Source organism: Streptomyces sp. NPDC001832 (genome assembly GCF_040297265.1).
Lineage (GTDB): Bacteria > Actinomycetota > Actinomycetes > Streptomycetales > Streptomycetaceae > Streptomyces.
Window position 1 is genome coordinate 41,307 of record NZ_JBEOYU010000020.1, and the last position, 13,799, is coordinate 55,105.

Here is a 13,799-nt window from a genome sequence, read left to right on the forward strand (position 1 = left end):
CCTGCCACAACCCCACCGGCGCGAGCCGCGGCAGCGTTCTGGCGGCCGGCGGTCGTGCGGCGCCGGGGTGCGCCTCCCCGGCCGCAGCGATGTCGCCACGGCAAGGGAAAGAACGAACAACCCACTATGCGGAGCTTGAATGAAATCGCCTGACAAACTGGCTGTAGTCACCGGTGGAACCAAGGGGATCGGGCTCGAATTCAGTCGCAGGCTCACTCGGATGGGATATCGGGTTGTCGCAACTTTCCGCAGTGACGAGGAATCGGCGAACCAGGCTGCGCAGGAGATGAAGAAGGATCTCTCGGTCATCCGGTCCGATGTGTCGGATCCCGATGACGTGGCGCGGCTGGCCGACCAGGTGCGTACCGGCCACGGAACGCCCCACGTGCTGGTCAACAACGCCGGACTGAACATAGACCGGCCGGTGCTCGAGATATCCGACACCGACTGGCGCCAGGTGCTGGACACCAATCTTTCGGGACCCTTCTACATGACCCGGGCATTTGCGCCGCACATGTTGGAGGTCGGCGGTGGTTCCATTGTCAACATCGGTGCGACCACAGCGATCCGCCCCCGGCTGAACGGTGCCAACTACTGTTCGAGCAAGGCGGGGCTGCTCCATCTGACGAAGTGCCTGGCCATGGAGCTGGCCCCCACCATCCGGGTGAACTGCCTCATTCCGGGAATGATCGACACCGAGGAGATGCGGACTCGATACCGCGTCGCCGAGCCGGAGTACATGAACGCGCTCCTGGATGAGATCCCGCAGCGGAGGATCGGCTCCACGGAAGAGATGGCAGACGCCCTGGAATTCCTCGTGGGCGCGGGAGCCACCTATGTGACGGGCCAGAAGCTCATTGTCGACGGTGGCCAGTTCATGTGGTAAAGGCCTCGGCCGCCGCCCGAAGTTCGTGAATCAATCGCTGACGCAATAAACCACAGAGAAGGAGAAGCTCATGCGACCGCGCCTTGAACGCTATCAGGAGTTCCTGGAGCAGGAGTACCGCTCCGGTTTCACGAAGTCGGACGAGTACGACATCTCCGGGATATCGGAGGAGCTCGCGAAGAAGATGTGGGGCGGTCATTTCACCCGCATCGTCTTCAGTGGCATGGGCTGCTCGGCCATCGTGTCGGACGTGATCAAGGTCTTCTTCAACTCGATCAAGAGCGACCTCGAGGTACATGTCTTCAACGACTACGACTTCGAGTACCTGATACCGCGCTCGGTGATCGAGGACGACCGGACGCTCTTCATCCTGAGTTCGTACAGCGGCCACTCCAACGAGCCCGTCCGGGCCTTTCACGCGCTGAGCCCGATGCACGACCGGGTTCTGCTGCTCACCTCGGGTGGCCGACTCGGCGAGTTGGGGGAGGAGCACGGTGTGTCCATCGCGCGCTGGACCCTGAGCAAGCCGGACCGTGAGTACCCGCTGTTCCACGTCGGCCAGTACTTCTCGATCCTTGTCGACATGTTTCTGAAGCTCGGGCTCCTGGACAAGGACCACGGTCCGGAGGTCCGCGCCCTGGCCCAGGACCTGGAGACCGACTTCACGCCTGCTCTGCGGGAGTTGGCGGCCGACGCCGCTGTCCGGAGCGAGGACTCCAACATCATCATGCTCGGCTCGCCCAAGTGGCACGAGAGCCTGTTGAAGCTCGCCAAGATGCATTTCAACGAGATCGCCATGGTGCCCGCGACGCGGAACTACTTCCACGAGTTCTGCCACAGCGAGGTGGCCACGCTGTCGGATCCCGTGCGTCGTCACAGCATCCTCATCTTCTCCGACCCGGAGGAGGACGACTACACCCGCGCCAAGCGCGAGAACCTGGTGTCGTTGCTGACCGCGCCGATCCCTCAGAACGCGAACGTCACGGTGACCGAGGTCGAGCTGGACCAGCCGACGTTCATGCGCCAGTACTTCACCGCTCTGGAATTCGTCCAGTACCTGACCCTGGACCTCGGAAAGGCGCGGGAGACGGCATCCCGGAACCTCATCTCGGAGGCGGCGGGGAACCCCTGGTACCACGGCACCACGATTGAGGCGGAGAACGCCGGCTGACGTATACGCACAGCCCAGGGATCGAAAGCAACAGTCGAGGACAATGGAGCGATCGTGGTTTTCCGGGGGCGTAGCACTCTCACGGCCTATCAGCAGGACATCTGGGCGGCGAATTCTCTCTTCCCCGACCTCCCGCAGTTCAACTGTTTCATCGTGGACCGATTCACCGGCGAGGTCGACGTCGATCTGCTCAAGGAGTGCTTACGCCGAGCGGTGGACCGCAATGACGCGTTCCAGCTCCGGATCGACCCCGAGGACGGGACTCCGAGCCAGTGGGTCGAGCACGAGGCGTTCGACATTCCGACGATCGACCTGTCCGGAACCGACGCGCCGCATGAGGCCTGTGGGGCGTGGATCAAGGACGCGTTCGACGTCGCGTTCGAGGTGGAACGTCGTCGGCTGTTCGCGATCGCCGTGCTCAAAGAGGGCGAGGACACCGTCCACGCCTACGTCAAGGTGCATCACATCGTCGCGGACGCCTGGGGGCTGAATCTGTTCATGTCCCAGGTACGCGCCGAGTACGACCAGGTGCGGCGGACCGGGAGGTTCGACGACCGGCCCGTGCCGTCCTACCTGGACTTCGCCGAGGACGAGCGCCACTACCGGGACTCAGTCGGCCACGAGGAGGACCGCGCGTTCTTCCAGGAGCGGTTGAAGGGCGTCGCACCGGCCTTCTTCCGCCGCACCGCACCGGCCGGGTCCCGCGGGAGCGCCCGCCACAGCTTCCAGATCGAGCGCTCTCTCATCGAGCGCATACGTGAACGCGGCCATTCGGTCTTCGCGTTCGTCGCGAGCGCCTTCTCCGTCTATCTCTCCCGCATCCACGGCAGCGACGAGGTCGTTCTGGGCGTACCGCTGCTGAACCGGCCCACTGACGGGCAGAAGCGGACCGTCGGGCACTTCGCCAACACGCTGCCCCTGCGGGTGAACCCGCGCCAGGACCTCTCGATGAGCGAACTGGTCGCGGAGGTGCAGTCCGCCACCCGGGCGCTCAAGCCCCACGAGCGGTTCTCCCTGGGCGATCTGTTGCGCGCGGTTCCGCTCCAGGACGGCGGCCGCAAGCGGCTGTTCGACACGACCATCGCCTACCTGCGCTGGCCGAGCCCGGCCGTCGTACAGGGCGTGACGTACGAGACCGTCGTGCAGGCCCGGGCCCATGACGACGACGTGCTGGCGGTCGTCGTGAACGAGCTAGACGATGTCAGTGACGTCCTCGTCGACATGGACTACGCCGTCGACGTCTTCGACGCGGACCTTCCCATCGAGTCGGTGGCCGCCCACCTGGAGGCGATCCTCAAGGGCGCGCTCGACCGGCCGGACCGTCCCCTGGCGGAGATATCCATGGTCGGCGCCGCGGAGCGCGCCGCCCTGGTCGCAGTGGGCAGCGGTCCGGTGACCGACTACACGCGGGACTCCACGGTCCACGCTCTCTTCGAGCAGCAGGCGGCCAGGACGCCGCACGCGGTGGCCGTCATGGCGGAGGATCCTGCCGATTCGCTCACCTTCGCCCAGCTGGACGCCTGGGCGAACCACGTCGCACACCAGCTGCGGGGCGACGGCGTGGCCACCGGCGACCGGGTGGCCGTGATGGTCAAGCGCGGCCCGCAACTCGTCGTCGCGGTGCTGGGGGCACTCAAGGCGGGCGCCGCGTACGTACCGGTCGACCCGAGCCATCCCGCGGAACGGGTCAGGTTCCTGCTGACCGACAGCGGGGCCAAGTCCATACTGCTGGGCACCACCGTGTCCGAGACCGTGGTGGGCGACACCGTACCCGTACGCCGCCTGGAAGCGGCCCCGAGTGCCGCGCCCGAGCCGCTCGTGCCCGCCGGCGGCCCGCAGAATCTCGCGTACGTCATCTACACCTCGGGGTCCACGGGGCAGCCCAAGGGTGTGCAGGTCGAGCATCGGTCCGTGGTGAACCGGCTGGAGTGGATGCAGCGCGGCTATCCGGTCGGCTCCGGCGACGTCCTGCTGCAGAAGACACCGGCGACCTTCGACGTCTCGGTGTGGGAGCTGTTCTGGTGGTCGATCACCGGTGCCGGACTCGCACTCCTCCCGCCCCGGGGCGAACGCGATCCCCACGCCATCCTCACGACGATGCGGGAGCACCGGGTGAGCGTGGCCCACTTCGTGCCCTCGATGCTTGGTCCCTTCCTCGATCTGCTCGAAGAGGCCCCGGCGCTGCTCGACGGGATCACCTCCCTGCGGCTGGTCTTCTGCAGCGGTGAGGCGCTGACACCCGCACACGTGCACCGGTTTAACCAGGTCTTCGCGGCGGCCGGAACCGCGGCGCCACAGCTCGTCAATCTCTATGGTCCGACCGAGGGGACCGTCGACGTCACGTACTACGACTGTCCGGCGGACCCGGCCGACGAACCGCGACGCGTACCGATCGGACGGCCCATCGACAACATCCGGCTCTACGTGGTCGGTGCTCACGGCGACCTCCAGCCCACGGGCGTGCCCGGTGAGTTGTGTATCTCGGGCGTCGGCGTGGCACGCGGCTACCTGGGTCGGCCCGATCTGGACGCCGCGGCGTTCGTCGACGACCCGTTCACTCCGGGCGAGCGGATGTACCGCACCGGGGACCGCGCGCGATGGCTCGCGGACGGCACCCTCGAGTACCTGGGCAGGCTCGACGACCAGGTCAAGATTCGCGGAAACCGGGTGGAGCTCGGAGAGGTCCGCAACCACCTGACGGCCCTGGCCGGGGTCCGGGACGCGATCGTGGTGGACCGGACCACACCCTCCCGAGGCACCCACCTGGTGGGCTACTACGTGGCGGACGAGGGAGTGCAGCTCACTGATCTCCGGCCCCGACTGCTGGAGACCCTGCCGGAGTTCATGGTTCCCGCGTTCTTCGTGAGGATCGACTCGATACCCCTCACGGCGAACGGGAAGGCCGACCGCGGCAGGCTGCCCACCCCCACCGTCGAGGCGGATGCCGGAGCCGCGGCACCCGCCAACGAAATCGAGGCGAAGATCGCGGCGGCCTGGGCGGCGGTGCTGGGCACCGAGGAGATCGGCGTCGACCAGGACTACTACTCCCTGGGCGGCGACTCGATCATGATGCTCCGCATCCAGGCCGAGGCACGCCGCGCAGGCGTCCACTTCACACTCGCCGACATGGTCCACAACCCCACCGTGGCGGCGCTCACAGCCCGCGCGACCACGTCGTCACCGGACGTGCGGGACGCACCGCTGGAGCCGTTCGCGCTGGTGTCCGGCGTCGACCGCGCCCGCATGGCGGACCTGGCGGACGCCTACCCGGCGACCCGGCTGCACCTCGGCCTGCTCTACCACAGCCGGGAGCACGAGAGGACGGCCGTCTACCACGACGTCTTCCGCTACTCCCTCAGGACGGCCTGGAACGAGAAGGCGCTACGCAGCGCCTTCGACGACCTGGTGCGACGCCACCCCGTGATGCGCTCCGCGTTCGACCTCGGCGGATTCTCCGAGCCCCTGCAACTCGTGCACCGGGAGGCCGTCGGCGGGCTGGAGATCGCGGATCTGCGCAGCTTCGGTGACCAGGAGGCACAGGCCGAGATCGCCCGGCACATCGAGGAGCGGAGGTACCACGCGTACCGGCTGGACAGGCCGCCGCTCTACCTCTTCCGCGCGCACGTCCTGAACGACGACACCCTGGAGCTGGTGTTCAGCTTCCACCACGCGATACTGGACGGCTGGAGCGTCGCCACCCTCGTGCGCGAACTGCTGCAGGACTACCTCCACCACGCCGGCCGTCCGGTCGAAGCCGTCCTGTCCGGACCCCTGCCGTCCCCCGCCCTCTACGTACGCGAGGAACGGCGGGCCCTCGCCTCCGACGAGACCAGGCGGTACTGGCAACGGCTGCTCACCGGCGTCGAACTGGCCCAGATCGACGGACTGAGGCCCCACGAGCCCGCCGGCGGCGAGGGCGTTATCCACCACCAGGTGGAACTGCCGGACGGCCTCGGCACAGAGCTGCGCCACCTGGCGCGCACCCACGGCCTGCCCGTCAAGTCCCTGCTGCTCGCCGCCCACTGCCTGACCCTGCGGCTGTTCTCCGACACACAGGACATCACCACCGGTCTCGTCACCGGCGGGCGGCCGGAGGAGGCCGACGCCGAGAGGATCACCGGGCTCTTCCTCGAGACGCTGCCGCTGCGCCTCGACACCCGGCCGCGCAGCTGGATCGACTCGGCACGTGAGGTCTACCAGCAGGAGCAGGACAGCCACCCCCACCGTCACTATCCGCTCAGCGCCATCCAGGAGGACCGCGGTGGCGACGTCATCTTCGAGACGGCCTTCAACTACGTGAACCCGCACGTCCTCAGCTCGCTCTTCGAGGGCACCGACATGGAGCTGACCGACTTCAGGACGTGGGAGGAGACGAACTTCAAGATCCTGGTCAACGCGATCACCGACCCGGTGGACGAACGCCTCTGGCTGCGCATGGACTGTGACGGGCGCACCTTCTCCGCGTCGCAGGTGGAGAGCATCGGCCGGACGTACCTGGCCATCCTCCGGCAGATGACCGACCACCCCGAGGAGCCGGCCGATTTCGCCTTCCTGCGCGTTCCGCCGACCGAGGCGGTACTGCGGACCGGCGCTGGGGCCCGCACCCCCGGGGAGCCTCCTAAGAACGTCGTACAGCGCATCGACGAGCACGTCGCGGCCACCCCGGACGCGATCGCGGTCTCCTGCGGAACACGGCAGTGGACGTACGCCCGGCTATACGAGGCGGCGAATCGCATCGCCCAAGGCCTGATCGGCGCCGGAGCACGGCCCGGATCGACCGTCGGCATCGCCATGGACCGCTCTCCCGAGACACTGGCCACCGTCCTGGGCGTCGGTAAGGCGGGCGCCACCTGTGTCCCGCTCGACGTGAGCTATCCGCCGGCCAGGCTCGCAGCGATGGTCGCGCAGGCCGATCCCGTACGGATCCTCACGCACGAGGCGCACGCGCACCTCTTCGAGGATTCCTCGCGGCTGTTGTACGTCGCCGACCTGCTCGCCGCGGAGCCGGCGCCCGGGGGCGCGCCGGAACTGCCGGAGATCACGGGCGAGACCGTCGCCTACCTGCTCTTCACCTCCGGATCCAGCGGCGAGCCGAAGGGAGTCGAACTCCCGCACCGCGTGCTCGCCAACTACCAGGAGTGGCAGATCCCCTCGGCCAGCGGAGCGGCCGGAGGCAAGACCCTCCAGTTCGCACCGCTCAGCTTCGACGTGGCGTTCCAGGAGATCTACTCCACGCTGTGCGGCGGCGGCACCCTGCAGCTGCTCGCCGAGGACGAGCGCAAGGACATGCCGGCCCTGCTGCGGCTCCTGGACCGCGAGGAGGTGGAGCGGGTCTTCATGCCCTACGTCGCACTCCAGCAGCTCGCCGAGACGTCCCAGGCGCTGGGCATCCGCCCCGCCGCCCTGAGGGTGATCATCTCCTCCGGAGAGCAGCTGAGGATCACCGACGAGATCCGCCAGTTCTGTGCGGCGCGGCCGGACACGGTCCTGGAGAACCAGTACGGACCCACCGAGACCCACCTGCTCACCCATCACACGATGACCGGTGACCCGGCCCTCTTCCCCGACCTGCCGCCCGTCGGCGTACCCGTGGACGGCATCGAGCTGCACCTGCTCGACGGCCTGATGCGGCCGGTGCCGCCAGGCGCGAAGGGCGAGATCTACGTCGGAGGGGTGTGCCTGGCCCACGGCTACCGCAACCGCCCCGACCTGACCGAGCAGCGGTTCGTACCGGACCCGTCCGGTGAGCCGGGCGCCCGTCTGTACCGCACGGGTGACCTCGCCAGGGTCATGCCCGACGGCAACCTCGTCTGGCTCGGCCGCGTCGACTCCCAGGTGAAGGTGCGCGGCTTCCGGGTCGAGCTGGCCGAGGCGGAACTCGCGCTCGCCAAGCTCGCCGAGGAGCAGGCCGCGTCCGGCATCCGCGAGGTGGCGGTGGTGTCCCGGCGCCGGGAGAGCGGAGACGCGTTCCTCGCGGCGTTCCTCGTCGGCGACCCCGACGCCGTGGACCTGGACGAGGTGCGCGGCCGGCTGCGCGCGGTGCTGCCGGACTACATGATGCCCGCGCACCTGGAGTGGCTGCCGAGCCTGCCCCTGACACCCAGCGGCAAGCGGGACGACGCGCTGCTGCGCCGCATGCCGCTGGCCGTGCCGTCGTCGGACGCCACCCCGCCCGCCGACGAGCACGAAAGGGCACTGGTGGGCATCCTGGCGGAACTGCTGGAACTGCCCACGGTGGGCGTGCGGGACAACTTCTTCGACATCGGAGGCACCTCACTGACCGCGATGCGGCTGGTGATGACGATCGAGAAGCGCTATGGCGTCAACGTCCCGCTCTCCGCTTTCGTCGCCGCCCCGACCGTCGCCGGTCTGGCACAGCACCTGAAGGGCAGCGGCTCCGCGGCCCGGTTCGACCCCGTCGTACCGATCCGCACCGAGGGCGACAAGCCGCCGCTGTTCCTGGTCCACCCGCTGGGCGGCCATGTGCTGTGCTACGTACGCCTCGCCCGTCACCTGCCGCAGGACCAGCCCGTCTACGCGCTCCAGGCCTCGGGCACCGTGCCGGGCACCGAGCCCCTCAGCTCGATCCCCGAGATGGCGGCGGGCTACCTGGAAGCCGTGCGGCGCGTGCGCCCCGAAGGGCCCTACGTGATCGGAGGATGGTCCTTCGGCGGCTTCATCGCCTTCGAGATGGCACGACAGCTGCGGCACAGCAACCCGGACGCCCTGCACGGTACCGTGCTGATCGACCCGATCGCCGTCAAGCAGGGGGAGCGGCCCGACATCGCCGACCACTCGCTGCTGGAGTGGTTCTTCTGGGAGCTGCTGTGGATGGAGCGCGGCGGCACCGCACCGGTGGTCTCGCTGCCGGACGGCCTGGAGGAGGAGGCGAAGTTCGACTTCATCGTCGGACACGCCACACAGGCGGGTGTCCTGCCGGCGGGCAGCTCACGCACCACCGTGCGCCGCCTGTTCGAGATGTTCAGGGCGCACTGGCAGGCGATCCTCACCTACCGGCCCGAACCGGTCGACGGGAACGTGGTCCTGCTCCGCGCGACCTCGGAACTGCCGGAGATCCTCCAGCCGATGCACGGGGCCGCGCAGAGCCTGCACACGGACCCCACCAACGGCTGGGGCGACTTGACCACGGGAGGGCTCCAGGTGGTCGACGTCCCCGGTGACCACCTGGTGCTCCTGGAGGAACCGCACGTGAACGTCGTCGCCGAGAAGGTGGCTCAGGTGATGACGACCGTCCAACCGGCCCGGAGGCGGCCGTCGAAGAGGAGTAGGAAATGACGCAGAACCCCCCGCGCAAGGCTCTGGTCATCGGAGCGGGCATCGGCGGCCTCGCAGCGGCCGCGACACTGCGCCGCGCAGGCGTCGAGGTGCAGGTGTTCGAGCGGGCCCCCGAGCTGCGACCGAGCACCACGGCGGTGTCGTTGATGTGCAACGCTGTCCTGGCGCTGCGCACCCTCGACATCGACATCGCCCCGGGGCTCGACAAGCGCGGCGAGGTCTTCGACGAGCTCAAGTTCCTCACCCGGCGCGGCCGTCCGATCAGGGCTCTTCCGTTCAGTGAGGTCTCGGACCGGCTGGGGGCCTCGAACTACGCCGTGCACCGGGCCGACCTCCAGCAGACGCTGCTGGACGCGCTCGGGGACGAGGGCGTCATCGAGTTCGGTGCCACGGCGGCCGGGTTCGTCAACGGTGAGGACGGGGTCGAGGTCACCTTCGAGGACGGCAGGACCGCCTCGGGCGACTTCCTGATCGGGGCGGACGGCTTCAACTCGGCGATCCGCCGGCAGGTGGCGGACGCCGACGAACCGCGGCCCGGCAACTACGCGTGCTGGCTGGCCACGGTGCCTTTCACGCACCCGCGGATGAGCAAGGGCTACGCAGCGCACTACTGGGGGCGTGGACAGCGTTTCGGCCTCGCCGACATCGGCCGCGGCCGCGCCTACTGGTGGGCGACGAAGAACGTGCCCCCGGGTGCCTCCGGACACCTGCGGCGCGGCAAGGCAGGGCTCGAGGGCCTCTTCGCGGGCTGGGCCGACGAGGTGCGGGAGGCGATCCGTACCACCCCCGAGGAATCGATCGTCCGCATCACCGCCCAGGACCGCCCGTTCCTCCAGCGGTGGGGCACCGGGCGCATGACCCTGCTCGGCGACGCCGCCCACCCGATGCTCGTGAGTCTGGGCCAGGGGGCGGCGCTGGCCATCGAGGACGCCGTCGTCCTCGCCCAGCACCTGCGCGCGACGGCGGACCCGGTCGCGGCGCTGCGCGGCTACGAGGACGAGCGCCGGCCGCGGACGGAGGGACTGGTCGCCGCGGCCCGTGCGTTGAGCGAGACCGAGCAACTGGAGGGCTTCTTTCCCGCCCTGGCGCGCGACCTCTACTTCCGGTTCGTGCCGCTGTCGAAGCTCACCGCTCAGAACGAAGAGGTCCTCACCTGGCCCCCGCGGGGCTGACCACACCCCAGGACCGCTGACGGCCGACTCGCGGGTGGGCACGCACGTGCACACCCGCGGGTGCGCCCGCTTCCGTCATCCTCACAGGAGCACCCCATGGACCTGTCCCGTACCCTGCCCGCCCTCGTCCTGTCGTGCCAGAAGGTTGTGGCCGGTGGCTGACCTCGATCCGCGGCCGGTCGCTCTCATCACCCCCGAGGGCATGCCGGTCGACCACCCGCAGTTCGACGTCACGCTGCCCTCGGAGGAACTGACCGAACTGTACGAGTGGATGGTCGTCACCCGCGCCGTGGACGGGGAGTTCGTCAACCTCCAGCGGCAGGGACAGCTGGCCCTGTACCCCTCGTGCAGGGGACAGGAAGCGGCGCAGGTCGGCTGCGCCGCCGCCCTGCGCCGCGACGACTGGCTCTTCCCGCAGTACCGCGAGCTCGGCCTGTTCCTGATGCGCGGGATTCCCGCCTCGGCGGTCGGCGCGGTGTGGCGCGGTACCTGGCACGGCGGCTGGGGCTTTCCCGAGCACGCCTGCGCGGCGATGTCCATTCCCATTGGTACGCACGCCCTGCACGCCGTCGGCGCGGCCATGGCGGCGCCCAGGCTCGGGGAGGACTCCCTGACCGTCGCCTTCATCGGGGACGGCGCGACGAGTGAGGGAGACGTGCACGAGGCGCTGAACTTCGCCGCCGTGACGGCGGCACCGTGTGTCTTCTACATCCAGAACAACCAGTGGGCGATCTCCGTGCCCCTCTCAGAGCAGACACGGGCCCCTTCCCTCGCGCACAAGGCCATCGGGTACGGCATGCCCGGGGTACGGGTCGACGGGAACGACGTCCTCGCCTGCCGGGCGGTGACCGAACAGGCCGCCGCCCGGGCCAGGGCGGGCGGCGGACCGACCCTCATCGACAGCGGGGCGACCGCGGGCACCGGCAGGGGCCCTGGAGTCGCCGCGGACCCACACGCTGACACCACCGACCGTACCGGCGGTGATTCGGGACCCGTGCTCGTCGGATACGGCACACGGGCAGGGACGGACACCGGACGGCGCGCGGTCCGCAGACGCCCCGCTCCCCGCCGCGCGCCGACCGACACCGGGCGCCCCCGCGCCAAACCGCCCGTACGGCATCTCGCCCGCAGGCTCGGGGTTGACCTGGCCGCGCTGGGCGCCGGCTCGGGTCCGGAGGGCACCATCACCCGCGCGGACGTCCACGCGGCGGCGGCTTCCCACACCACGGGGACCGCCAGGGACGGCGGGAGCGACTCCGGGACACGCTCGATCCCCGTGCGCGGCATCCGCGCACGCACCGCGGCACACATGGAGCGTGCGCGCCGGGAGATCCCGGACGCCCACTGCTCCCTCGTCGTCGACTTCTCCCGCCTGCTCGTCCTGCGCGACAGGCTGCGCGCGCAGGACGCCGACCACGCCGCCACCCCCTTCGCCCTCCTGCTGCGGCTCCTGACGCTCACTCTGCGCGAACACCCCCGGCTCAACGCCACGTACGTCCAGGACGGCCCCGAGGTCCGTACGTACGACGCAGTGCACCTGGGCATCGGCGCGGCCACCCCGCGCGGCCTGGTCGTGCCCATGGTGCGCGACGCCCAGGACCTGTCGACCGTGCGGCTCGCCCAGGAGGCGGCGCGGCTGGCGGACGGGGCGCGCGCGGGCACACTCACCCCCCGCGAGCTGACCGGCTCCACCTTCACGGTCTCCAACTTCGGCGCACTCGGCTTGGACGAGGGCGTGCCGGTCGTCAACCACCCCGAGGCGGCGATCCTCGGCGTCGGGTCCATCCGTCCCCGCCCCCACGTCGTGGACGGCGACCGGCTCGTCGTACGGCCCACCGCGAAGCTCACCTGCGTGTTCGACCACCGGGTGTGTGACGGCGCAGAGGCCGCGGCCTTCCTCACCGCACTGGGCGCACTCGTGGAGGACCCCGACACCCTCCTGCTGCGGCTGTGAGCGGGCACCCCCGCACTCACCCTCCCCGTCCACGACTCCTGACTCCCCGCACCGAGGAAAGGACACCACCACAGTGCCCTCGGCAACGCCCTCGCCGCCCACGCGCCAGCGCAGGGCCGATCGCATCCAGAACTTCCGCCCGTCCGTCTTCACCGAGACCCGCGAGCTCGCCGAGCGGTACGGCGCGATCGACCTGGGCCAGGGGGCACCCGGACTGACCGCCCCCCGCGCGCTCCTGGACGACGCCATGGCGGCCATCGCCGAAGGGCACAACCAGTACCCGCCCGCGGCGGGCCTGCCCGAGTTGCGGCGGGCGATCGCGGACAGCCGGTCGCGCCGCTCCGGAATCCGCTACGACGCCGACCACGAGGTCGTCGTCACCGCCGGAGCGACCGAGGCCGTCACAGCGGCCCTGCTGGCACTGTGCAACCCCGGGGACGAGGTCCTCACCCTCGACCCCTGCTACGACGCCTACGAAGCCGCCGCCTCGCTGGCGGGCGCCCGGCTCGTCGCCGTCCCGCTGACGACGGAGGGCGACCGGTTCTGCCTGGACGAGGCCGCACTGCGGGCGGCGGTCACCCCGCGCACCCGGCTGCTGCTGCTCAACTCACCCCACAACCCCACGGGCAAGGTCTTCACCGCCGCGGAACTGGCCGCCCTGGCCCGGGTGTGCCTGGACCACGAGCTGACCGCCGTCACGGACGAGGTCTACGAGCACCTCGTGTACGACGGGGCAGGGCACCACTCGCTCGCCTCGGTCCCCGGCATGCGGGAGCGCACCCTGGTGGTCTCGTCCGCAGGCAAGACGTTCAACATCACCGGCTGGAAGGTCGGCTGGGCCTGCGGGCCGGACAGGCTGGTGGAAGCCGTCCTCTCCGTCAAGCAGTTCCTCACCTTCGCCTCCGGCACGCCGTTCCAGCGCGCCGTGGCGCGCATGCTCGGCGACGAGGAGGCGTGGACGGCGGAGCTGCGCGGCACGCTGCAACGCCACAGGGACCTGCTGCGCACCGGTCTCGAACGGGCCGGGCTGCGCACGTATCGCGGCGAAGGCGGGTACTTCCTCCAGGCGGACGTACGAGGAGCCGGCTATCCGGACGGGACGCGGTTCTGCCGGGACCTTCCCGCGCGCGCGGGGGTGACAGCCATTCCCTGTTCCGCCTTCCGCCACAACCCGCGGAACCCGCACACCGACCGCCTCGTGCGGTTCTCCTTCTGCAAGCCCGCGGACGTGATGCGCGAAGCCACCTCGCGACTGACCGGGACGTGGCAGGACTGACCCGCCGGGCGGACTGACCCCGCCGGCTCTCCTTGTGTACGGAC

At 69.7% G+C, this 13,799-nt stretch carries 6 protein-coding genes; all 6 read left to right on the plus strand.

Going from position 1 to position 13,799, the window contains the following annotated elements; translation table 11 throughout:
- Positions 1-139 precede the first annotated feature (139 nt).
- The 6 genes from ABT115_RS17705 to ABT115_RS17730 all read left to right on the plus strand — a co-directional run bounded on the left by ABT115_RS17705 (position 140) and on the right by ABT115_RS17730 (position 13,755).
- Positions 140-886: an SDR family NAD(P)-dependent oxidoreductase gene (locus tag ABT115_RS17705; protein WP_351790210.1), complete on the plus strand. Its 747-nt coding sequence runs from the start codon at positions 140-142 to the stop codon at positions 884-886.
- Between the two features lie 70 nt (positions 887-956).
- Positions 957-2,057: an SIS domain-containing protein gene (locus ABT115_RS17710; protein ID WP_351790213.1), complete on the plus strand. Its 1,101-nt coding sequence runs from the start codon at positions 957-959 to the stop codon at positions 2,055-2,057.
- A gap of 54 nt (positions 2,058-2,111) precedes the next feature.
- Positions 2,112-9,353, plus strand: a complete 7,242-nt coding sequence (locus tag ABT115_RS17715) for a non-ribosomal peptide synthetase (protein ID WP_351790216.1) — start codon at positions 2,112-2,114, stop codon at positions 9,351-9,353.
- Positions 9,350-10,525, plus strand: coding sequence for an FAD-dependent monooxygenase (locus tag ABT115_RS17720; RefSeq protein WP_351790219.1), 1,176 nt, complete (start codon positions 9,350-9,352; stop codon positions 10,523-10,525). The genes ABT115_RS17715 and ABT115_RS17720 overlap by 4 nt, the downstream gene beginning before the upstream one ends.
- A gap of 154 nt (positions 10,526-10,679) precedes the next feature.
- Positions 10,680-12,479, plus strand: coding sequence for a 2-oxo acid dehydrogenase subunit E2 (locus ABT115_RS17725; protein ID WP_351790222.1), 1,800 nt, complete (start codon positions 10,680-10,682; stop codon positions 12,477-12,479).
- 73 nt (positions 12,480-12,552) lie between these two features.
- A complete protein-coding gene (locus ABT115_RS17730) occupies positions 12,553-13,755 on the plus strand; it encodes an aminotransferase class I/II-fold pyridoxal phosphate-dependent enzyme (protein WP_351790225.1) in 1,203 nt (400 codons plus the stop codon).
- Positions 13,756-13,799: the final 44 nt, after the last annotated feature.